Annotated in this window: 27 protein-coding genes and 1 other annotated feature; of the genes, 5 read left to right on the top strand and 22 right to left on the bottom strand. The window is 38.0% G+C overall.

The genetic code is table 11. From position 1 onward, the window contains the following. Position 1: 1 nt before the first annotated feature. The 12 genes from aroQ to BN3004_RS04480 all read right to left on the bottom strand — a co-directional run bounded on the left by aroQ (position 2) and on the right by BN3004_RS04480 (position 10,852). Positions 2-436, bottom strand: coding sequence for a type II 3-dehydroquinate dehydratase (gene aroQ, locus BN3004_RS04535; protein WP_058260040.1), 435 nt, complete (start codon positions 434-436; stop codon positions 2-4). Continuing rightward, complete coding sequence (locus BN3004_RS04530) at positions 433-939, bottom strand: shikimate kinase (protein WP_058260039.1); 507 nt, start codon at positions 937-939, stop codon at positions 433-435. The genes aroQ and BN3004_RS04530 overlap by 4 nt, the downstream gene beginning before the upstream one ends. Next, positions 936-1,982, bottom strand: a complete 1,047-nt coding sequence (gene aroC / locus BN3004_RS04525; RefSeq protein WP_058260038.1) for a chorismate synthase — start codon at positions 1,980-1,982, stop codon at positions 936-938. The genes BN3004_RS04530 and aroC overlap by 4 nt, the downstream gene beginning before the upstream one ends. Then, positions 1,960-3,195, bottom strand: a complete 1,236-nt coding sequence (locus BN3004_RS04520; RefSeq protein ID WP_058260037.1) for a 3-phosphoshikimate 1-carboxyvinyltransferase — start codon at positions 3,193-3,195, stop codon at positions 1,960-1,962. The genes aroC and BN3004_RS04520 overlap by 23 nt, the downstream gene beginning before the upstream one ends. Beyond that, positions 3,167-4,174 carry a 3-dehydroquinate synthase gene (locus BN3004_RS04515; RefSeq protein WP_058260036.1) on the bottom strand — a complete coding sequence of 336 codons (1,008 nt, stop codon included), beginning with the start codon at positions 4,172-4,174 and terminating at the stop codon, positions 3,167-3,169. Before BN3004_RS04515 ends, BN3004_RS04520 begins: the two co-directional genes overlap by 29 nt. Beyond that, a complete protein-coding gene (gene aroF / locus BN3004_RS04510; protein WP_058260035.1) occupies positions 4,167-4,985 on the bottom strand; it encodes a 3-deoxy-7-phosphoheptulonate synthase in 819 nt (272 codons plus the stop codon). Before aroF ends, BN3004_RS04515 begins: the two co-directional genes overlap by 8 nt. Further along, entirely contained in the window at positions 4,975-5,757 is a 783-nt protein-coding gene (locus BN3004_RS04505; protein ID WP_058260034.1) for a shikimate dehydrogenase family protein, read from the bottom strand. The genes aroF and BN3004_RS04505 overlap by 11 nt, the downstream gene beginning before the upstream one ends. Next, entirely contained in the window at positions 5,747-6,754 is a 1,008-nt protein-coding gene (locus tag BN3004_RS04500; RefSeq protein WP_058260033.1) for a gluconeogenesis factor YvcK family protein, read from the bottom strand. The genes BN3004_RS04505 and BN3004_RS04500 overlap by 11 nt, the downstream gene beginning before the upstream one ends. Next, a complete protein-coding gene (gene rapZ, locus BN3004_RS04495) occupies positions 6,747-7,616 on the bottom strand; it encodes an RNase adapter RapZ (RefSeq protein ID WP_058260032.1) in 870 nt (289 codons plus the stop codon). Before rapZ ends, BN3004_RS04500 begins: the two co-directional genes overlap by 8 nt. A 9-nt stretch (positions 7,617-7,625) precedes the next feature. Next, complete coding sequence (locus BN3004_RS04490; protein ID WP_058260031.1) at positions 7,626-8,402, bottom strand: PHP domain-containing protein; 777 nt, start codon at positions 8,400-8,402, stop codon at positions 7,626-7,628. Further along, complete coding sequence (gene murB / locus BN3004_RS04485) at positions 8,395-9,297, bottom strand: UDP-N-acetylmuramate dehydrogenase (RefSeq protein ID WP_058260030.1); 903 nt, start codon at positions 9,295-9,297, stop codon at positions 8,395-8,397. The genes BN3004_RS04490 and murB overlap by 8 nt, the downstream gene beginning before the upstream one ends. Positions 9,298-9,397: 100 nt before the next feature. Continuing rightward, positions 9,398-10,852, bottom strand: coding sequence for a YfcC family protein (locus BN3004_RS04480; protein ID WP_242854190.1), 1,455 nt, complete (start codon positions 10,850-10,852; stop codon positions 9,398-9,400). 217 nt (positions 10,853-11,069) lie between these two features. On the opposite strand from BN3004_RS04480, the gene BN3004_RS04475 reads away from it, so the two are divergent. From BN3004_RS04475 to BN3004_RS04455, 5 genes are all read left to right on the top strand, one after another. Next, positions 11,070-11,858, top strand: a complete 789-nt coding sequence (locus tag BN3004_RS04475) for a Cof-type HAD-IIB family hydrolase (protein WP_058260028.1) — start codon at positions 11,070-11,072, stop codon at positions 11,856-11,858. Between the two features lie 64 nt (positions 11,859-11,922). Continuing rightward, positions 11,923-13,473 (top strand): murein biosynthesis integral membrane protein MurJ, encoded by a 1,551-nt coding sequence (gene murJ, locus BN3004_RS04470; RefSeq protein ID WP_058260027.1) that lies wholly within the window; start codon positions 11,923-11,925, stop codon positions 13,471-13,473. Then, entirely contained in the window at positions 13,463-15,211 is a 1,749-nt protein-coding gene (locus BN3004_RS04465; RefSeq protein WP_058260026.1) for an ABC transporter ATP-binding protein, read from the top strand. Before murJ ends, BN3004_RS04465 begins: the two co-directional genes overlap by 11 nt. Positions 15,212-15,288: 77 nt before the next feature. Further along, positions 15,289-16,176 (top strand): protease complex subunit PrcB family protein, encoded by an 888-nt coding sequence (locus BN3004_RS04460; protein WP_058260025.1) that lies wholly within the window; start codon positions 15,289-15,291, stop codon positions 16,174-16,176. Positions 16,177-16,320: 144 nt separating this feature from the next. After that, the gene (locus tag BN3004_RS04455; RefSeq protein ID WP_058260024.1) at positions 16,321-17,130 is read left to right on the top strand and encodes a C39 family peptidase; all 810 of its coding nucleotides are present in this window, start codon (positions 16,321-16,323) and stop codon (positions 17,128-17,130) included. Positions 17,131-17,172: 42 nt separating this feature from the next. On the opposite strand, the gene BN3004_RS04450 is transcribed toward BN3004_RS04455, so the two are convergent. The 10 genes from BN3004_RS04450 to rlmB all read right to left on the bottom strand — a co-directional run bounded on the left by BN3004_RS04450 (position 17,173) and on the right by rlmB (position 22,518). Further along, positions 17,173-17,655 (bottom strand): GNAT family N-acetyltransferase, encoded by a 483-nt coding sequence (locus BN3004_RS04450; protein ID WP_058260023.1) that lies wholly within the window; start codon positions 17,653-17,655, stop codon positions 17,173-17,175. A 62-nt stretch (positions 17,656-17,717) separates the two neighbouring features. Further along, on the bottom strand, positions 17,718-18,098 hold the full coding sequence (gene rplL / locus BN3004_RS04445; protein ID WP_082244083.1) for a 50S ribosomal protein L7/L12: 381 nt from the start codon (positions 18,096-18,098) through the stop codon (positions 17,718-17,720). A gap of 26 nt (positions 18,099-18,124) precedes the next feature. Further along, the gene (rplJ, locus tag BN3004_RS04440; protein WP_058260022.1) at positions 18,125-18,658 is read right to left on the bottom strand and encodes a 50S ribosomal protein L10; all 534 of its coding nucleotides are present in this window, start codon (positions 18,656-18,658) and stop codon (positions 18,125-18,127) included. Between the two features lie 58 nt (positions 18,659-18,716). Then, positions 18,717-18,833: a sequence feature (ribosomal protein L10 leader region), on the bottom strand. A 54-nt stretch (positions 18,834-18,887) separates the two neighbouring features. Beyond that, the gene (gene rplA / locus BN3004_RS04435; RefSeq protein ID WP_058260021.1) at positions 18,888-19,586 is read right to left on the bottom strand and encodes a 50S ribosomal protein L1; all 699 of its coding nucleotides are present in this window, start codon (positions 19,584-19,586) and stop codon (positions 18,888-18,890) included. 52 nt (positions 19,587-19,638) lie between these two features. Next, complete coding sequence (gene rplK / locus BN3004_RS04430) at positions 19,639-20,064, bottom strand: 50S ribosomal protein L11 (RefSeq protein ID WP_019213924.1); 426 nt, start codon at positions 20,062-20,064, stop codon at positions 19,639-19,641. 61 nt (positions 20,065-20,125) lie between these two features. Further along, the gene (gene nusG / locus BN3004_RS04425; RefSeq protein WP_242854189.1) at positions 20,126-20,722 is read right to left on the bottom strand and encodes a transcription termination/antitermination protein NusG; all 597 of its coding nucleotides are present in this window, start codon (positions 20,720-20,722) and stop codon (positions 20,126-20,128) included. A 2-nt stretch (positions 20,723-20,724) separates the two neighbouring features. After that, the gene (secE, locus tag BN3004_RS04420; RefSeq protein WP_058260020.1) at positions 20,725-20,925 is read right to left on the bottom strand and encodes a preprotein translocase subunit SecE; all 201 of its coding nucleotides are present in this window, start codon (positions 20,923-20,925) and stop codon (positions 20,725-20,727) included. An 18-nt stretch (positions 20,926-20,943) separates the two neighbouring features. Beyond that, positions 20,944-21,093 (bottom strand): 50S ribosomal protein L33, encoded by a 150-nt coding sequence (rpmG, locus tag BN3004_RS04415; RefSeq protein ID WP_019213927.1) that lies wholly within the window; start codon positions 21,091-21,093, stop codon positions 20,944-20,946. A gap of 179 nt (positions 21,094-21,272) precedes the next feature. Further along, positions 21,273-21,791: an NYN domain-containing protein gene (locus BN3004_RS04410; RefSeq protein WP_058260019.1), complete on the bottom strand. Its 519-nt coding sequence runs from the start codon at positions 21,789-21,791 to the stop codon at positions 21,273-21,275. After that, positions 21,772-22,518, bottom strand: coding sequence for a 23S rRNA (guanosine(2251)-2'-O)-methyltransferase RlmB (rlmB, locus tag BN3004_RS04405; protein WP_082244082.1), 747 nt, complete (start codon positions 22,516-22,518; stop codon positions 21,772-21,774). Before rlmB ends, BN3004_RS04410 begins: the two co-directional genes overlap by 20 nt.

Here is a 22,518-nt window from a genome sequence, read left to right as displayed (position 1 = left end):
TTTATTCCTCCCTTAATAAATAATCTATTGCTAATTTGTATGAATCAAAGCCAAAGCCCGAGATAACGCCATCACAAGCTGCTGCTGTGACAGTATTTTTTCTAAACTCGTCGCGTGCAAATATATTTGTTAGGTGCACTTCGACTTTTTTTATCTTTATGGCCTTTAGCGCATCGTATATGGCGTAGCTGTAGTGCGAGTAAGCAGCTGGGTTGATGATAAGCGCATCATAAGCTCCGCCAATTAGCTCTTGAAGCTTGTCAATGATGGCACCTTCGCTATTTGACTGAAACTCATCTAAGCAAACGTCTTTCTTCTTCGCATAAGACTTTAATTCATCCACTAAATTATTATATGATAATTCGCCATAAATTTCAAGCTCTCTCTTGCCAAGTATATTGATATTCGGTCCGTTAACCACAAGTATCTTCTTCATTTAATCACTCCTTGTACCTTTAAACGCCTTTTGAGCTCCTTGCACATCAAAAAGACTGATTGGTCCGCCTTCATCGTCATGTCCGCGTACTTTTCAAATAACGGCGCCCTCTCTTCATATAGCTTTTTCATCGGGTCGCCCTCAGCTCTTAGTAAGGGCCGTCTAGATGTATCGAGATTTGTCTTCAAAAACTCAAGTGGCCTTTTTAGATAAATGACATAGCCATTGCTTTTTAAATGCGCCATGTTTTCTTCGCGCATAACCGTTCCGCCACCAGTCGCTATAATCCTTTTATCTAGTTTACTTACTCTTTCGCAAACCTTTGTTTCTCTTAATCTAAACTCTTCCTCGCCATATTTTCGAAAAATTTCATTTATGCTCATGCCCTCTTCTTTTTCAATCAACCTGTCCGTGTCAATGGCTTTGTAGCCAATCTTACGGGCTAGCTCGTAGGCTATGGTCGTCTTGCCACTGTTTGGCATGCCTATGATAATGATGTTCATGCGCTCACCAGCATATCGTAGATGGCAAGAGCCGCGTAGCACTTCATAATTGTATAGACACGTGGGACGACTGAAGCGTCATGCCTGCCATTTATCATTATCTCAGCATTTTCCATAGTCTTCATGTTTATGGTCTTGAACTCGCGAGCGATTGATGCGATTGGCTTAAACACACAGCTTAGAACTATATCAGCGCCATTTGATATGCCACCAATGATGCCGCCATTATTATTTTCTAAAAATTTTACTTTGCCATCAATGGCTCTCAGCTCGTCAGCTACTTCGCTGCCAAGGCTTTGAGCAAAATCAAATCCATGACCAAAGGAAACTGATTTGACAGATGGTATCAAGTACATATACCTCGCTAGCTCCCCATCAAGCGGGGCAAATGGCGGCTCGCCAAGACCTGCCTTGACACCCTTTATAATCAGTTCGACCTCTGCTCCAAGGCTGTCGTTTTCATTTTTTATTTCATCTAAGTACTTTTCGATCTCGTCGTCACTGTACTTATACATATGATATTTCTTTGATAAAAATTCTTCGCCACCCTCTTCATCAAGCATAGCGCCTAAACGTTTTAGATGCGTTTCAAAAGTGATTCCTTCCTTTTCTAGCTCTTTTAAAATTATCGCAGCGGCTGCACATACGGGCGCTGTTAAGCGAGCTGAGAATATACCTGAGCCGCTATAGTCATTAAAGCCCTTGTACTTAATAAAGGCAGGATAATCAGCCTGTGACGGCCTTGCTAAATCCTTTGTAGCTTCATAAGAAGAGCTGTCTACGTCAGCATTTTTCATAAGTATGGTAAGCGCGGCTCCTGTAGTGAAGCCATTAAAGACGCCAGAGATGATTTCGTAATCATCCTTCTCTCTTCTAGCGCTCGAGCCTATCGTATTTGGTCTTCTTTCTGCGAGAATTTTATCAATGTAGTCTCTATCGACTTCTATGCCGCTAGCTAAACCATCAAGCGTCGCTGTCATGTATAGCCCATGCGATTCGCCTGAAAGAGTGAGTATAATTCTATTTCCAATTGTCGATGACATTGACCTCGCCTCCTAAACTTATATAGTCTTCAAAAAACTTCGGATATGACTTATTTACACACTCGTAGCCACTTAGGAAGATGTCTTGATCAAGCCTTGTCGCAAGTATCGCTATCATCATAGCTATCCTGTGGTCGTTATATGCGTCAAACTTGTTCGTATACATGATGATGTCCTCAAGCGGATTCACGATTAGGCTATCATCAGTAAATGTAATCTTCGCGCCTATCTTTTTTAGCTCATTGATTATGGCCTGAACCCTATTTGACTCCTTATACATCAGTCTCTTTACTGAAGTGAAAGTAGTTTTATGCTTTCTAAATAGCGCAGCCATCACAAGTATTGGCACTGCGTCTGGACTATTCTTCATATCGATAGTGAGGTTCTGAGTTTGATCGTATCTTAATAAAGTGTCCTTAACCATCTTGTCAGCTTGTATGCTCGTCTCGGCCATATCCATGATGTCAATATCTGAGCCTAAGTAGTTTGCTGCATAGTAATTAGCCGCGTTTGAGTAATCTCTTTCGATAATATATTCGCCAGTGGATTTAAATTCTTGTCCGCCTTTTATCTTAAATTCATTTTCGCTCGCATCGATCTCGACGCCAAAGTCATTAAGGCACTTGATAGTCATGTCTATGTATGAGCGCGAAGATAGATCGCAGTCAAGAACAATACGCGAGTCAAAGGCCATGCGTGCGAGCTTAAATAAGAGTGATGAAACGAATTGACTCGATATGTCTTCCGTGATTATGTATTCATCCTTAACTAAGTCGCCCTTTATGCTGATGGACTTGTTCTTATCGTTGATGCGGTACTTAATGCCATTTGCGTCAAAAATTTTAAACGCGGGATCATTTGGCCTTTCGAATAGCTTATCGCCCATGTATATCTCGTGCAAATTGCCATCAAGTATATTAAATAGCATGAAGCGAAGTGTTGTGCCCGAGGCTTCGATGCGCACTCTATCTAGACTTTTCTTATTTTCGCGCGGCTTAACAAGGACGTCACCATTATCCAAAAGATCAAAATCCGCAAAGCTTATTAGGCTAAGCATAGTGTCTTTGATATCTTCAGATAGGTCAAAGCCTTTGATTATGGTGTTTTCGGCAGCAAAAGAACTTGCAAAGATATATCTGTGCAAGTAGCTTTTTGAGTGGTTTACAAAAACTTCACCCTTTAATTTAGAGTTTTTTATTCTTAATATGCTCATTATAAAGCTCTACTACCTTTCTCTCATCCATAGTTTTAATGATGGCGCATCTATTTGCAAGAAAAACAAAGTTAATCTCGTCCCCCATCATCTTCTTATCACTCTTAAGTGACTTTATCTCGTAATTTATTTCTTCAAGTGGATAATATTTGTGTATTAGTTCAAAACTTCTCTCGTAAGTTTCTTCGTCTGTTATATTTAAAATTTTGCCAAGCTCAAGGGCAATCTTCATGCCAATGGCAACGCTATAGCCATGTGAGAAAGTGTAATGACTAGCAGCTTCAATCACGTGGCCAAATGTATGACCAAAGTTTAGCGCCATGCGAGCGCCTTTTTCATTTTTATCTTCACAGACAAAATGAATTTTTGTTTCAATTGATTTTTCAAGTACTTCTTCAATCGCTGCATCGTTTTTTATTAAGTCATATAAGCCATTGTCATAAATAAGTGCGTGCTTAATCACTTCAGCAAGCCCTGATATATACTCATCCTTAGGAAGCGTTTCAAGTGCATCTATAGCAATGAAGACTTTGTACGGATCATAGAAAGTGCCTAAGATGTTTTTCTTATCGCAAAAATCGATGCCAGTCTTGGACCCGATGGCCGCGTCAGTCATAGCTAGTAAGCTTGTTGCAATATTTACGTGCTTTATGCCGCGAAATAGAATCGACGCCGCAAAGCCGCCTATGTCCGTTACAACACCGCCACCCACGTTGATTATAAGTGAGTGCCTATCGAGCTTATCAGCTGCGTACTCAAGTAGATTTTCTAAAACGCCGAGGCTCTTTGCCTCTTCACCAGCATCTATCACATATAGATAAGCATCATATTTCTTTACTATTTCTTCTACGAAATCTTTTTGCTCTCTATAGACATTTCTATCCGTTAATACAAGATACTTAGTAAATTTTTCTTCTAAAACAATTTCACTCGCCTTGTGAATGATTTTTATTTCATAAGAAAGTCCATCTTTATTCATAAGTTTTGTCCATCGCCTTAAGTATCTTCTTTAAATCTTGTAAAAGATCATCAAACTCAGCATAGTTGATGGCTTGCTCGCCATCTGAAAGTGCCTCTGTCTTTTTATCATTCACTTCAATGATGATGCCGTCAGCTCCAACTGCCGCACTAGCTAGACTTAGTGGCTTCACTAGGTAGTCAAGGCCGCCTGCATGTGATGGATCAACTATGATGGGTAGATTTGTATATTTCTTAATTATAGGCACACTTGAGATGTCTAGCGTGTTTCTCGTAGCTGTCTCGAAAGTCCTGATGCCTCTTTCGCATAAAATGACATCTTCGTTGCCGCCCTTTAAAATATATTCAGCTGCTGCAATAAATTCTTTTATCTTATTTGCAAAACCTCTTTTTAATAGAACTGGTTTATTTATCTTGCCAAGCTCAGTTAATAAGGAAAAGTTTTGCATATTTCTAGCGCCAACTTGAATTATGTCGACTGCATCCATGAAATAATCAAGCTCACGCAAATCCATTAGCTCGGAAACAAATTTCACGTCATAAGCCTTTTTTATCTCTTTAAAGTAGTCAAGTGCCTCGCGTCCTAAGCCTTGGAAGCTATATGGCGATGTCCTTGGCTTGAAGGCGCCTGCTCTAATAAACTTTATTCCGCGAGATGATAAAAATTTTACCTCATCAAGAAGTGAGTCATATGATTCACACGCGCAAGGACCAGCGATCACTGCAAAGCCATCGCCAATTTTTTCGCCGCCTATATTAATAATTGTCTTTTCTTTATATGTCTTTGATGATTTTTCTTGTTCAAAGTTCATTTCTATCAGCTCCAGTCCAAATTTTAAACGCTTCTTCGGCTTGACCCATGAACATGCCCCAGCCATTCATAGTGATGAGACCTGCTTCTTTAGCAAGTTTCAAGAACTTTGTCTCTTCAGGGTTATATGTTAGGTCATAGGCAAAGCCAGCTCTGCTCATCTCGAAGTCTTCCTTTGATAATGGGCTCTCGTCAAGCCTTCCTGCCATGCCAAGGCCAGTCGCGTTTATGATGACGTCTTGATCCATGCCGTAGCCGTAAGGATATATCTCGATATCGTCTTCGAAGTTCTTTAGCTTGTAATGCGCTTCGACCTCGTCGCGCGTGTAAACAGTTATTTGAAAGATATCTAAATTAAGCAGAGCATATATAATGCTGCGAGCCGCTCCGCCAGTACCTAAAACAGCATAGGAGTATCTCTCATACTTTGGTATTAGGCTAGTGATGTCTTTCATAAAGCCGATGTAGTCAGTATTGTGTAGACTCATCTTGCCACTGGCAAAGCTCGCCGTATTGGCTGCTTCAAGTACCTTAACCGCTTCACTCATATCGTCTGCGTATTTAAGTATTTCTTCCTTAAGTGGCGTAGTGATGTTAAAGCCAAGCACTTCGCCATTCTGCGCTTCATTTACAAAGCTTTCAAGACTGTCTTTATTCACTTCTCTTTTTTCGTAACTTAAGTCAAGCCCATCTCTATTGATAAAGTCCGTCATCACTTCTGGTGACTTTGACTGCTCAATCGGGCTACCTATCACGAATAATTTATTTCTCATAAGTCTTTACCCTTCTAGTCCTTATATAATAATCGATAATCATGTTCGAAAGCTTCTCGCTGTCATGTCTAGCGTAGTCGCCACTATCCAAGCAGTCGCCTTCGATATAATCAATCGCTTCTTCTTCTAAAAATTTCTTGTCGTCATCAGTCAAAAATATTTGTTCTTGATACTCTTCTTGATATTTTTTCTTAAGATCCTCGCTTAAGACCTTATTATTTATGATGATTGAGTCAAAAATTTTTTCCGAGTGCTCGAAAATTGCTCCCACGTGATCTTTTACAGACATATCGTCGGTTTCGCCATGCTGCGTCATAACGTTTTGCACGTAAATCTTTTTCGCTGGTGAAGAAATGATTGCTTCCGTCACACCTTTTACAAGCAGATTCGGTATGATTGATGTATATAGGCTGCCCGGGCCTATAAGTATGATGTCTGCTTTGTTTATGGCTGTGATAACGCCATCAAGTGGCTCAACGTCTTTTGGACAAAGTTCAACCCTCTTTATCTTTTTATTGTCTTTAATAGCCTCAGCTGGCAAAATGCTCTCGCCAAAGGCCTTGCTCTTGTCATCGTAAGTCGCCTCGATATTGACATCGTTCACGGTGATGGGCATAACAGTTCCCTTGACCCTTAATATGCTCGATGCCATCTTGACCGCCTCTTCAAAGGAGCCGTATATCTCATTCATCGCAAGCAAAAATAGATTGCCGAAGGATTGGCCTTTTAATTCGCCCTTCTCAAAGCGATGTGATAAAAGTGTATTCATCTCTGGCTCTATGTCAGAAAGCGCTAAAAGGCAGTTACGCACATCGCCTGGTGGCAGCATTCCAAAGCTTCTTCTTAAAATGCCACTTCCGCCGCCATCGTCAGCCATGGTCACTATCGCCGTTATATCTGATGAGTAGTTTTTAATACCCTTTAGTAGAGTCGATAAACCCGTTCCTCCGCCTATTGCAAGTATCTTAGGATTTAGGCTCCTGTACTTATTATACATTACGAGCCTCTTTATACATATCTCTATTCTTCAAAACAGTTAAATTCTTCTTTTCTTTTAAATATTCATATAGCCTTTCAGCCATGTAAACGCTTCTGTGTCTACCGCCTGTGCATCCCATGCCTATAGTTAGTTGATTTTTGCCTTCCTTTATATAATTTGGTAGTAAAAAGTCAAGCATATCAACAAGTTTTTGGAAAAATTCTTCAGTAGCATCAAATTTCTCTAAAAATTCTTTTATCTCTGCGTCAAGTCCTGATAGTGGCCTTAGATCGTCAAGGTAATATGGATTAGGTAGGAAGCGTACATCAAAAACAAGGTCTGCCTCTTCCAAGATGCCGTACTTAAAGCCAAAGCTTTCCACGACTATGGTAAGTTTCTTTCTCGTAATAGTGTTTGAAAGTATCTCGTATAGCTTGTCCTTTAGGTCGCTGCTCTTCATTGAGCTTGTATCTATGATGTAGTCTGATTTGTCCTTAAGCTCCTTAAGTATCTCTCTTTCCTTTTGTATACCATCTTTAAGTGAGCCGTCTTTGCTGAGTGGATGCGGCCTTCTTCTTTCATTGAAACGCTTTATGAGCTCGCTGTCTCTTGCGTCTAAAAATATTAGCTTAAAATCTAAATTCTTTTCTTCAAGCCCATCTATCACAGTGAGCATGTCATTGAAAAACTCCTTGCCCCTTATGTCCATACCAAAGGCTACTTTGTTAATGTTTTCATTCTCACTATCAATTAGCTCGAAGAATTTTGGCAATAAAACAGGAGGCATATTGTCAATGCAGTAAAATCCGTTATCTTCCATGAAATTCAATAAAGAACTCTTTCCGGCACCACTCATGCCTGTTACTACATATATGTCCATAATATCCTCCTACTCTATATAAATATTTTTAATTCTATTGATATCAATTTGAGCTTCGTCAGCTCTTCTTAATGCTTCTTTTACATCGCCTACACGCTCTAATTTGTGTGCGTCTGATCCCACGTATAAGTCTACGTCTATGTCCTTGATCTTGATTAGGTCCTCAACTGAAAGATTCTTGTGCGATGAATTTATTTCTAGTGCCACGCCATGCTCCTTGCATGCTTTGGCAAGTCTAACAATGTTTACGTCTATCTTGTCGCCCGGATGCGTAATTATCTTTATCGGGTACTTCTCTATCGCCTTGATGTATGAGTCCGTAACCCTCTCAGTCACCTTCGCATGCCATTTTTTAAATGGCTTTGATATCTGCGGCAGTATCGATAACTTCATTTGCTCCTTGAAGTTCTTCGTCTTTATGCCATAATGAAAACCCATAAGCACTATGTCAAGGTATTTCATAAGCTCATTGTCAAGATCAACAGTTCCGTCAAAGTCAAGTAAATTCGCTTCGACACCCATAAGTATCTTAAGTCCCTTGTCATTATACTCTTCGTTTAGCTTGTCAATCCTCTCTCTAAGAACAGGCAAATTACTTCTCTTTATGCCGAACATATAATGAGCTAGGCCGTGATCTGTGATTGCTAGCTCTTTTAGACCCATTACAAAGGCTTTCTTTGCGCTCTCTTCGGGTGTTTGCGAAGCGTGCCTACCAAGGTTGCCCTTAGTTCCTGACGAGAATATCGTATGTGTATGGTAGTCGCCATATAATCTAATTTTATTCATTTATAATCCTTATCTCCTCTTCAAGACTTACAGCGAACTTGTCTAAGACGATGGCTTTAACTTTTTCAATAAGTTTGACTACGTCGTCAAAACTAGCGCTCCCTGTGTTAATTATAAAGCCTGAGTGCTTTTTACTAACCATGGCGCCGCCAACGGAGAGTCCCTTTAGTCCAGCATCTTCAATCAGTTTAGATGCGTAGTAGCCTTCGGGTCTCTTAAATACTGAGCCAGCCGATGGATACTCAAGTGGCTGCTTGTCCTTTCTTCTTTGAGTGTAATCTCTTTGCTCTTCTTCTATATCTTTCTTATCTTTCTTCTCTAATTTAAAGTAGGTGCCTAATATGATGTAGCCCTTATCTTGAAAAATGCTTCTTCTGTGAGCAAAATTTGCTTTGCTTGCATCAAGCTCGGCTATACTATCGTCTTTAATATATCTTATCTTAGTCACCACATCTTTAATCTCGCTACCATAGGCACCGGCGTTCATATATACAGCTCCGCCAACTGTTCCAGGTATACCTGATATGGCTTCAAGACCACCTAGACCTAGCTCAAGCGCCTTGTTGGCAAGGCTCTTAAGTGAGGCGCCTGCCTCTGCATATAAAGTCACTTCATCTATCATAGTGATATTTGAAAAGTTTTTATCTAAGACTATGACAGGTCTTTCAATACCAGCATCGCTGATAAGAAGGTTACTGCCATTGCCAATGATAAGGTAATCTTCTTTCATCTCGTCAAAGAGCCTCACAAGTTTTAGAACTTCTTCATCGCTCTTTGCTTCGATTAAGACGCGCGCTGGCCCACCTATCTTAAAAGTAGTGTAATTCGATAAGCTTTCGTCCTCTTTAATCGTTTCTATATTTAATCTTTTTATTTCTTCAATTATTTTCTTCATACATTCCTCCAATGTAATTATATCATAAATGAAGATTATTTTCTATATCTATGTACAAAAAAAGAAGCCCCATAAGGGACTTCTCCGATAGTAAACAATTTTAGAATATCATCATTGCTACAGTTAATACAATTATTGAGAATATTACTGTGAATATAAGAGGTTTCTTAACCCATTTATACCAAGTACCTAATTCCATCTTAGAAATTTGTATTGCGCCCATAACAACACCTGATGTTGGTGTTACATAGTTTACAACGCCTTCTGCAGCGCAGAATATTAGTATCATAACTTCTGGTGAGTAACCAAGTCTAGCAGCTAATCCACCCATAACTGGGATAGATAGTGTTGCAAGGCCTGATGTTGATGGGATGAAGAATGATAGTGCGATGTATACGATGTATGCAAATGGTACGAATAAGTAAACTGGTAAGCCTGCTAGAGCTGTTGCTGATCTATCTAGTATAAGTGCGTCGATGTGTGTTTGAGCCATAAGTACTGATGCAGCTCTTGCTACTACGATTACTAATACAACTGATAAGATGTCTTTTGCTCCGTCAATGAATGCGTTAACCAATTCCTTTTCAGATAGTCTTCCGATCCAGCCTATAACTATAGACATTAGGAAGAATAATACTGAAATTTCTGGGAAGTACCATTCACCAAGTGCTGTGTCTGTCAAGAATGCTGACCAGCCTTCAAATGCTGTTACACCAAAATCTGGCCAAGGAATTAATGATATAATCATAACTATAAAAGTAATTGCGAATATAACTAAAATGAATTTATGTCTACCTGTGTAAACAAGTTCTTCTTCAGTCTTAGTTGTCTTAAATTCTTTGTCCATTACTTCTCTTTCTTGAAGAGATAATATTGTTGAGCCTTTGTCTTTGTGTACTTTGCTAGCGTATTTTAATACGAAGTACATAGCAGTACCTAGAGCAACTGCCCAAAGTATTGCGCCTAGTAGAATTACAGTACCTTTGTTACATTCAACGCCTGCACCGTTAAGTGCGTCCATAGCTACACCAGTAGCAAATGGGTTAACTGTTGAACCAAGTACGCCGGCACCTGCTCCAAGAAGAACAGTTGCTACAGCAACCATAGTATCAAAGCCTGCAGCTACCATCGCAGTAATGATTAGAGGATATAGGGCTACAGTTTCTTCTGCCATACCGTAAGTTGATCCACCTATTGAGAAAAGAATCATAAGTACAGCGATAAGAGCCATTTCTCTACCCTTCATGTTCTTAACTAGTCTGTGAATACCAGCTTCAAGAGCTCCTGTCTTGTTAACAACTGCTAGGAAACCACCGATAACCATAACGAAGATGGCGATATCTATAGCGTCAACAAAGCCGTTGTAGAAACTCATTGTTATGTCTGGAAGTCTAGCTCCTGCTACTTCAGTAACAGCTTCTTCAGCTCCCTTAGGAACTACAGGGGCAAATTGTGCTCCATTAAAAATCCATGATAAGATTGCAACAAATAGTATAATTAGAATAAGAATACTATAAGCACTCAATGAACGTTTCTTTTTTTGTTTTTCCATCATTTTACCTCCTTAATGATTGTTTACTATTGATACTATAATTATACTACAAATCTGCTACTTATGCAACACTTTTTTCGCCTATAGTGCTAACTTTATTATTATGTAAATTGATTTAAATGAGCTTTATTATAAATTCTATGAATATCTCCTTGATATCTATTTAGTAAAAATAATAATGACTTTAATTGGGTAATAATAATTGTTTGGAGGTATGAATATGAAATTAAATAATATAAAGGCGGCCTTCTTTGATATGGACGGGACTATAGTGAGCTTCACTTCTCATAAGATAAGCAAAAGAGACATAGCCGCTATAAATAAGCTAAGAGAAAAAGGGATCTTGGTCTTCATCTCATCTGGCCGTGACAAGAAAAATATATTGAAGGTTCTTGATAATACTCTTGAGGTCGATGGCTTTGTTGGCATGAACGGTAACTTAAATGTAATAGGCGATGAAATTGTTTCAGAGCACTTCATGGAGGAAGAAGACGTTCGCTTCATAGTAGACGCATCACATAGGCTTGGCTTTGCCCTATCGCTCTTTACTCGTGAAGGCGTTGTACTTAATAAAGTGGATGATAAGGTTCACGCGGTTCATGACCACGTCGAAGTACCTATACCAAGGCTCGCTTCATTCTCTGATATTGATTTAAGCAAAATATATCAAATGAATTCATATACGACTAAGGCCTTTGATGAAGAGCATCTAATACCATATATGAAGAACTCTGTCTTTAAGAGATGGAACGATGACTTTGCTGATATCAATAGCGTAAAGACGTCAAAGCTAGTCGGTATAAATGAAATAATCCATAAGCTTGGTATTGATATTAATGACACCATAAGCTTTGACGACAGTGAAAATGATCTTGAGATGATTAAGGGTACTGGCGCCTCAGTTGCTATGGCTAATGCCATGCCTATAATCAAAGAGGCAGCGACTTACATCACCAAGGATTGCGACGAGTCGGGAGCGGCTCACTTTATTGAAAATTACCTCTTATAAACTTGATTTTTTATATACTTTGTGATAAAATTCAAGAAGAATTTAAAACAAAAGAGGTTTATATATGTCAAATAAAAAAACTGTTATAAAATCACTTGCGATGATATCCGTCTTCACGCTAATCAGCAAGATTATGGGCTTCTTCAGAGAGACAATGATCGCATCGAAGTACGGTGCCAATCTCGAGACAGATATGTATACTGCTGCGACTACCGCAGTTATCTTTTTGATAGGAGCACTTGGTAGCGGCTTAAACACTACGCTTGTGCCAATATTTTCAGAGGTAGAAGAGAAAGAAGGCAAAAGAGGCAAATTAAAATTCATGAACAAAATCATGAACATCATCGGCCTCATCGCCATAATCCTTTGCGCTGTGTCATACATCTTTGCTCCGCAAATCACTAAGCTTATAGCGAAAGGCTTTACTGGCGAGACACTTGTCTACACTGCCTACCTAATGAGAATTGGTGTGCCTATCATATTATTTTTGTCAATCACATACATTTTCTCAAGCTTTTTGCAATCAGAAAACGTTTTTGGTCCCTATGCCATTATGGGCATACCATACAACCTAGTATTTATCATCTTTTTAATCTTTTTTGCAAGAAGAGGCAATATCGATCTATTGATGTTCGTTAGCGTTATAGCGGCATCTTTGCAGTTCCTTATACAACTGCCTGCCGTTAAGCACAAGAGATATAGATTCACGCCCGATTTTGACTTCAAAGACCCTTATGTAGCGAAGATGTTTAAGCTTATCGTGCCTATACTTATAGGCTCGAGTGCATATCAAATCAACTTAGTTGTAGACAAAACACTAGCTTCAGAACTAGTTAGCGGATCAATCTCGGTACTAAACTATTCATCCAAGATATATCTTATGATTATATCTGTCTTTGTCATGGCACTAACAACTGTAATCTTCCCAAAACTATCGTCATCAATGATTAGAAACGAAAGTCAAGAGATCAGAAGCATAATCAGCGAAAGTGTCGATATCGTTGCACTTATCACGCTTCCAGCAACTTTTGCAATAGTATTTTTAAGCTATCCGATAGTTGAGATACTTTTCCAAAGAAATATGTTTAACGAAACAGCCACGCTGATGACCTCAGGTGCACTAACATTCTACATCTTAGGACTTTTCTTTGCCTCATTAAGAATGATATTTGAAAAAGTATTTTACTCGATGCAAAAGACCAAAGTGCCGATGATCAATGGACTTATAGCTGTCGCAGTAAACATCGCCTTTGACATAATACTAGTTAAGTTTATGCAGCACAAAGGCCTTGCCCTAGCTACATCGATCTCATCGTTAGTTTCAGCAATCACACTATATATCTCGCTTAAGAAAGTTTATCCAGATATTGAGATCAAAGACAATCTAATTTCACTTATAAAGATACTAGCAGCCTCCATCATCATGGCACTAGCAATGTATTTACTATTTACTCTCGGCGTAAAAGTTTTGGGAGAAAAGAAAATAATCAAATTTTTAATGATGGCTATATCAGGTGTCATTGCCTTAGTCATCTACGTAATATCACTAAAAGCACTAAAGGTTCATGCTTTAGACGCTGTACTAAACTATAAAAGGAGGAATAATGAAAAATAAAGAACTACTAAAACGCTTTTTACCCTACTTTAAAAAATATAGAAAAATTCTCTTCATAGACTTGTTCTGCGCTGTATTAACTACAGTGTGTGAACTAGTCTTTCCTTTATTACTCAGAAGCATAACTAATACGGCTGCACAAGACATTTTGCTTTTAACAAATGAGTACATTTTAAAAGTGGCTGGGATTTACTTCGCACTGCGCGTAGTTGAGATAGTTGCTCAATTCTACATGACTAAGGTCGGCCACATCATGGGCGCCTACATCGAAAAAGACATGCGTAGCGATGCCTTTGCCCATTTGCAGCACCTATCAGACAGCTACTACAACAATACTAAGGTCGGTCAAATCATGGCCAGAATCACTCATGACCTCTTCGACGTAACTGAGTTTGCTCATCATTGTCCTGAAGAATTTTTAATTGCTACATTTAAAATAATTATTTCATTTGCAATTTTAATAAAGATCAATGTTTTATTAACAGTGCTAATGTTTATCATGATACCTATAATGATATATGCATCAAGCTCATACAACCGCAAGATGCGCCGCGCCTTCAAGGAGCAAAGAGATCACATAGGCGACTTAAACTCAGGTCTTGAGGACTCGCTACTTGGCTCAAAAGTAGTTAAATCCTTTGCAAATGAAGATGTCGAAGTCGAAAAATTTGAAAAAGATAACGATAAATTCCTTGAGATTAAAAAGAAGAGATACACATATATGGCTGGCTTTGGCACTGTAAACAGAATCTTCGATGCCATCATGTACACTATGATAATTACTTTGGGCGGCTTTTTAATGCAAGCTGGGAAAATATCAGCTGGTGACATGATTGCCTATGTATTATTCGCGACAAGTTTATTAACAACTATAAAAAGAATAGTTGATTTCATGGAAAACTTCAACGCCGGCATGACTGGTATTGAGCGTTTCATCGAGATTATGGATACAGATGTCGATATCTTTGACAAGAAAGACGCCATCGAACTAAAAGATGTCAAGGGCAAAATCGAGTTTAAAGACGTTAGCTTCACTTACCCTGATGACAAAAACAAAGTTCTTTCTAATGTCAATCTAGTGGTTAATGATGGGGCTTCCATCGCCATAGTTGGACCATCTGGTTCAGGTAAAACGACTCTAGTTAACTTGATTCCTCGCTTCTACGATGTTACAAGCGGAGAGATTTTGATAGACGGCAGAAATATTAAAGACTTCACACTTAAGTCATTAAGACAAAATATTGGCTCGGTTCAACAAGAAGTCTACCTATTTAGTGGCACTATACTTGAGAATATCAAATATGGTAAGATTGATGCAAGTAAGGATGAAATCATTGAGGCAGCTAAACTTGCTGGCGCTTATGACTTTATTATGGAGCTTAAAGATGGCTTCAATACCTATGTTGGCGAACGTGGCGTAAAGCTATCAGGCGGTCAAAAGCAAAGGATAGCTATAGCAAGAGTATTCTTGAAGAATCCAAAAGTGCTTATACTTGATGAGGCAACATCGGCTCTTGACAACACTAGCGAAAGACTTATACAAGAGTCACTCGAAAAGCTATCGGAGGGTAGAACGACACTTACTATTGCCCATAGGCTCTCAACTATTAAAAACGCTAAAACAATCATCGTTCTTACAGATGACGGCATAAAAGAAACTGGTACGCACGATGAGCTTATGTCTAAGAAAGGACTTTACTACGAGCTTTATACAGGCTCACTTCTTGATTTAAAATAATTTAATACATTTGTAACCTCTAATAAACTAGCTTTATGATATAATGAAGGTAGAATCATAGTAAAGGAGGAAAACATATGAAGAAAAGAATGATAAGTGCACTGTTATTGATATGCATTTTGCTTTCAAGCACAGCCATGGCAATGGGTGTAGATAAATTAAAAGGTCACTGGGCAGAGAAAAAGATTGAAGATGAATTTATGAAGAAGTACTTTACAGAGCTTGCTAAAGATAATTATGCAAAGTTCGTACCAAACGCTCCGCTAGAAGCAAAGCAATTTGCAAGTGCACTGGAAAAGCTATCGAACGAATACGGCGACTTCAAAGTCAGTATATATGGTGACTCCAACTATCTTACAAGAGAATCGATGATTGACTACATCTTTGACGGTGTGAAGAACATAAAATTCGCTCGTAGCGAAGAAAAAGACATAGACTTCACTGACATTGAAAAGATGAACAAGATTAAAAAAGAAAAGTTAAAATACCTTGTAAATAAAGGCATAGTATATGGCAATGGCGATAAAAAATATGCGCCAGAAAAAAAGCTATCACAAGTAGAAGGAGTTTTAATCGTGCAAAGAATACACAAGATTTTTAAGGATAATGAAGGCGAAAAGAACGCCAAAAATCTATCCTTTGATGTACAAAACATCTCAGAGGGTTTAAGTAACAACGGTGAATCCATCTTCTATAAAAAGGTCGGTGATCAAATCCTAATCACATTTACAATGAAATTCCCTAACCCAGGATACACAGTTGGCGTAGAAAAAGTACTACTTAAGGATAATAAGATAACAATCTATCCGCAAGTCATAGCGCCAGGCCCAACAACTATAACCCTACAAGTTATAGCCTACAAGACAGTAACGCTTGCGCTAAATGCAGAAGAAACAGGCGACGGACCATTCGATATAAAAGTTATTGGTAATGAAAATAACAATATCGAGATTAACACAAGATAATTAAAATTTAGAGATATAAGCACTTCATCTTTAGTAGATGAGGTGCTTTTTCATGCGATTTTTTAAATTTATAAAATTTTTATGACATATTTAAGAAAAAATTAAGATTTATATATTATAATAGTCTTAAGAAGGGATGATTTTATGGATAATAAATCCAGAGCATATATAAATAAAAAGAGAAAGCTAAAAAGAAAAAGAAAGAGAAGAAGAATATTTTTCTTCGCTTTAATATTATTAATTATATCTTTCACATTAATTAAAAGAGCTAGACTTAGAAGCAATATAATTGAAAGCGCCAATAACACGCTTAACTATTACTTAGAAAAGACTGGCATAAGTAGTCCGTATAAAGATATTAAGATGGATACGAACGAAAATTATAACGGCGTGGGTCAAGAAAAGAGAAGTGGCGAAGGCTATTTCACAAAGTTCACAACAGTGGATGCGAATAAAAAGACTTATACTGAGTATAAACAAAATATCGAGCCGTGGAAAGACAATGAGTATTGGAACGGCAATATGGAAGACTACGGCTGTGGCATCACCGCCATGTCCATAGTTTTGTCGGGCTACGGTCAAAATCTTACGCCAGAAGATCTCCGTGAAAAGTACTACCCTCGCCTCGACTACACAAAACTTTCGAAAGAGCTAAAGAGCTACGGCGTAGACAATACAGACTTTTATTTCGACGCAAAATCTTTATCAAAGGAAAGTATAACCAGTCATCTTAAAACGAATAGGCCCATCATCGTATGTATATGGAATAAACCAGAGGAAAATCGCTTTACGAGCAAGTCACATTACATGGTTCTACTTGCTGCGACAGATGACGGCAAGGTCTATATCTCAAACCCTAATGGCGAAGAGAATAATTACAGAAGCTCTGGTTGGTACGATTTTGACGAGATAAGTCCATACTTAGCCAAAGTTATGTATATCACATCATACTAATAGAAAACACCTTATCAAGCGCGATAAGGTGTTTTTTATAGTTTATTTACTTTTAATTAATTGATACGCCCGTCTCTCGTCACCACTTTTTAGATGAATTATGCCCGTATAAGTAAAGCCTAATTTATTAAGAAGACTTCGCATAATATTGTTATCTTCGTGAGTATCGATGCGGATGTTGTCTGTACTAGCAAAAGCAAAATCTATAGCATCCTTAAGTAAGTTTCTTCCCTTGCCAAGGCTAGCAATTCTATGAATGACAGCGTAGGGCTCATCGTTAAGCCACGCGCCTTGAATTTCTTTATAAGTCTCTTCACCAGAAAAGCTAAGCATAAAGACCCCATATATCTCATCGGCGCACGCTACATATAGCTCGCCCCTATTAATATCATCTAAAAGTGTTTCTTCGTCTGGGTACTTGTCACTCCACTGATCGATATTGCCATCCGCACGCATCTTAGCCTTAGCTGCATCATATATCGGCATGATGCTAATAAGATCATTTTTATTTGCTCTTCTAATCATTAGACCACCTCTATGTAAGTAAAAAAGCAGCCAAACGGCTGCTTTTAATAAGTTTATCTAAATTACTTTAATGTAACTTTTGCTCCAACTTCTTCAAGTTTCTTCTTCATTTCGTCAGCTTCTGCCTTTGGTGCAGCTTCTTTGATTGTCTTAGGAGCTCCGTCAACTAAGTCCTTAGCGTCCTTTAAGCCTAAGCCAGTGATTTCTCTAACTACTTTGATAACTTTGATCTTTTCAGCGCCAGCTTCTTCAAGAACTACATCGAAATCTGATTTTTCTTCTGCTGCTGGAGCTGCTCCGCCTGCTGCTGGAGCTGCTGCAACTGCTACTGGAGCTGCTGCTGATACTCCGAATTCTTCTTCTAGTGCTTTAACTAGTTCTGATAATTCTAAAACTGTAAGTGATTTTACTTCTTCAATTAAATTTGTAACTTTTTCTGACATTATAAATACCTCCAAAAAATTTTTATTTATGCTTCTGCTGCTTTCTTTTCAGCAATTTGGTTAAGAGCTACAACTAAGCCCTTCATAGTTCCATTTAATACATTTGCAAAACCTTGGATTGGTCCATTTAAGCCGCCAAGTACTTTTGCGATAAGAACTTCCTTCGATGGTAGTTCTGATAATTGTTTTAATTGATTTACATCAAATATGTCTTTATCAACTAAACCGATTTTGATTTCAAGTTTGTCATTTTCTTTAGCAAACTTGTAAGCTACTTTTGCAGCTGAACTTGGATCGTCGTATGCAAATGCAACAGCATTTGTTCCTTCCAAGTACTCATCTAAGCCTTCAACGCCAAATTCGTGTAGAGCAAATCTAAGCATAGTGTTTTTGTAAACTTTATACTCAACATTGCTTTCTCTGCATTGCTTTCTTAAATCAGTAACATCTGCAACGTTTAATCCTTTATAGTCCATAAGAACTATAGATTCTGATTTTTCAAGTTTTTCTTTAATTTCTTGAACAACTTGTTTCTTTTGTTCTAAAACATGTTCTTTCACTATTTCACCTCCACTGGAAAAATAGGAACCTTAGCTTATTGCTAATCCCGTTTATAATCTATGTCAATAAAAAGCCCTCTTATAGACATAAGGGGGTTGATACTGGCTTATCATATCCTCGGTAGGTAATTAAGCTTTACGCACCTACTGTCTACGGTTTATATATTCCTATTAAATTAACTCTGTTAACTAGTTTATTATATCAAAAGTTTTCTGAAAAGTCAATACTTTATTCAGTAATTTTTGAGCTATTTACTTTTACTCCAGGACCCATAGTCGAAGTAAGTGTAACAGATCTTAAATACTTTCCTTTTGCTGCAGCTGGTTTTGCTTTGATTATAGCTGACATGATAGCATTAAAGTTTTCTTGAAGCTTTTCTGGACCAAATGATACTTTACCTATTGGGCAGTGAATGATGTTTGCTTTGTCCAAACGATATTCAACTTTACCTGCTTTAATATCTTTGATAGCCTTTTCTAGTTCAAATGTAACTGTTCCTGACTTAGGGTTTGGCATTAAGCCCTTAGGACCTAGAACCTTACCTAGTCTACCGATAAGACCCATAGTATCTGGTGTAGCAACGATTACGTCGAAATCAAACCAGTTTTCTTTTTGGATCTTTTCAACCATGTCTTCTGCTCCAACATAGTCTGCGCCTGCTTCTCTAGCTTCTTCTTGTTTGTCTGCCTTAGCGATAACTAAAACTTTTTTAGTTTTACCTGTACCGTGTGGTAGAACTACTGCGCCTCTAACTTGTTGGTCAGCATATCTTGAGTCAACACCTAATCTGCAGTGTAGTTCAACAGTTTCATCAAATTTCGCCTTAGCTGTCTTAATAACAACGCCTATGGCTTCATCTGATTCGAAGTATTCATTTTTATCGAATTCTTTTAAACTGTCTTGGTATTTTTTACCTCTTTTTGCCATTTTCTAACCTCCTTGTGGTAATAACGAATTTTCTCCCACCTAATAAGTAGAATTATTCTTCTACTTCAACGCCCATACTTCTTGCAGTTCCAGCAACCATGCTCATAGCTGCTTCTACACTTGCTGCATTTAAGTCTGGCATCTTCATTTCTGCAATCTCCTTAACTTGATCTTTTGTAAGCTTAGCTACTTTCTTCTTGTTTGGTTCGCCTGAACCGCTTTGAATGTTAAGAGCTTTCTTGATCAATACTGGAGCTGGTGGTGTCTTTGTGATAAAAGTAAATGATCTGTCTTGATATACAGTTAAAACAACTGGTATGATTAGACCTACTTTATCTTGAGTCTTAGCATTGAACTCCTTTGTAAATTGCATAATATTTACGCCGTGTGGTCCAAGTGCAGTTCCTACCGGTGGTGCAGGTGTAGCTTTTCCAGCCGGTATTTGAAGTTTGACAATTGCGCTAACTTTTTTTGCCATATTCGCACCTCCTCGATTTTTGTGCTTTACGCACTTTTATATATTATCTTTATGATAATAGCTATTTTGTGATAGGGCTTACTTGATAGTATTCAAACTCTACAAGTGTGTCCCTACCAAACATATTAACAGAGCACTTTATAGTGCCAGCATCTTCATTAACTGTGTCAACTATCGCTTCGAAGCCCTTAAATGGTCCGTCTGTAACGGCTAGGTGATCTCCGTGTTTGTAGTTAACGTCCTTCTTAGTATCGTCTATGATGGACTTAGTGTGAACGCCTAAGTTATAAAGCTCTTTCTCTGTCAATGGTATAGGTTTTGATTGTGGTCCAACAAAACCTGTTACTCCTCTGGTATTTCTAACTAAATACCATGATTTATCGTTGATAATCATCTTGACTAGCACGTAGCTGGGGAATATCTTTCTGGATTTGATTTTTTTGACGCCATCCTTTTTTTCTACGTATTCTTCTGTAGGCACTTCAACTTTAAAAATACCGTCAGCTGTGCCACGATTAACTATCATCTTTTCAATTGTAGCTTTTACCTTATTTTCATATCCTGAATACGTATGGATTACATACCATTTGGCATCGGCTTCTCTATCTGATAAATCGATAGAATTAGCCTTGTTTTCATTTAAATCTAAATCGCTCATTACTATTTAATAATTTGTTTAAATATAGCGCCAATTCCCAAGTCGATAAGGTATACTAGTATAGCTACAGCCACACTAATTCCAATTACAACTAATGTGTAATTAACTAAATCTTTCTTGCTAGGCCAAATAACTTTTCTCATTTCAGCTTTAACGCCTTTTAAGAAATTACCTGTTTTACCTTTCTTTTCTACTTCTGCCATGTTATCAACTCCTAAAAATTATTTTGTTTCTTTATGTGCTGTGTGCTTCTTGCAGAACTTACAGTACTTTTGAAGTTCAATTCTTTCAGTAGTGTTCTTCTTATTCTTCTTAGTTGTGTAATTTCTTTGATTGCATTCTGTGCAAGCTAATACGACCTTTTCTCTCATTTATAAACACCTCCTACTCATATAATACTCTAAAAAGTATTATACAACTACCTATATATATTATCGTAGTTTCGTCAATTTGTCAAGCTTTTTTTAAATTATTTTGATATATTTTTTATATTATTTCCTTATTATATATAATTATATTATATATAATTATTTTTAGTTGTTTTATTTTTTTATAAATCTAAATCCTTCAATTTATCTAGTTCTGCTTCATCGATGCCGGATATTTTCATGTTATTAATCATATTGATTTTCTTAGAAATTCTTTTTTGTGTTCGTTTCGAATTTTCTATCTCTATAGCGAGCTCCCTTGAGCTAAGTCTCGAGGCGCCTCTTTGAAAGATAAGGCTTTGCTCGGCAAGGTCACTTGTCGCGACTCTTATCCTATAGCCATAAGGCATATTAGCTACTTCTCTTTCAATATATGAGTCGGCCGTGATATTTTCTTTAGTAAAAACTATCTCAAGGCCCTTTACTATTTTCTTTTCGCCCTGATTACCTTTAATCAGGTGGCCATCGTAGACAAGTATGATGCGCTCTTTATTGTAGCGCATGTACTCTTCTAGGATGTTCTCTAGCTCATCACGAGCGGCCTCTAGCGACTCTTCCTTTCTATCTCTCAAATGCTCCCATGAGTTGATGACGTTGTAGCCGTCAACGTAGAGTATTTGCCTAAGCTTTTTCTTTTTCATCCTTCTGTCTTAAAATTTCATACATGGCAATGGCTGCCGCATTTGATGCGTTTAATGAGTTTGTCTTGCCAAACATTGGTAGGCTAATTATAGCGTCGCAGTTCTTTTTAACAAGATCTGATAGTCCTTTGCCTTCTGATCCAACTACAAGTGCAACCGGGCCTAATAGATTTGCCTTTGTGTATTTTTGGCCATCCATATCAAGTCCGTATATCCATACGTTTCTCTCTTTAAGCTCTTTAATCGTTTGATTAAGATTAGTAACGCTGACAACTATCATGTTATCAACTGCTCCTGCTGAAGCTTTATAAACTGTTTCGTTAACCATAGCAGATCTTCTCTTTGGTATGATAACCGCGTGAACGCCAGCGCACTCAGCTGTTCTGATGATTGCGCCTAAGTTGTGAGTATCTTCAATGCCATCTAAAATTACAAAGAAAGGGTCCTCGCCTTTTTCTTCGGCAAGCTTAAAGCCATCTTCAAGCGTTTTATATTCAAAACCTGCTGTAAATGCGACAACACCTTGATGCACTTCGCCCTTTGCTAGTGAGTCAAGCTTTTCTCTCTCAACTCTTTGTACGACGATGCCATTTTCACTTGCAAGGCTTAAAATTCTGCCGATTGAGCCCTTTAGCTCTCCTTTTTGCACATACAATTTGTCGATGGCCCTACCATTCTTCAAAAGTTCCATAACGGGATTTCTTCCGTATATATATTGTTCTTCCAA

This window comes from Fenollaria timonensis, assembly GCF_001457835.1.
GTDB lineage: Bacteria > Bacillota > Clostridia > Tissierellales > Peptoniphilaceae > Fenollaria > Fenollaria timonensis.
Note: the sequence above shows the minus strand (reverse complement) of the source record. Positions and strands in the feature narration are given on the sequence as shown.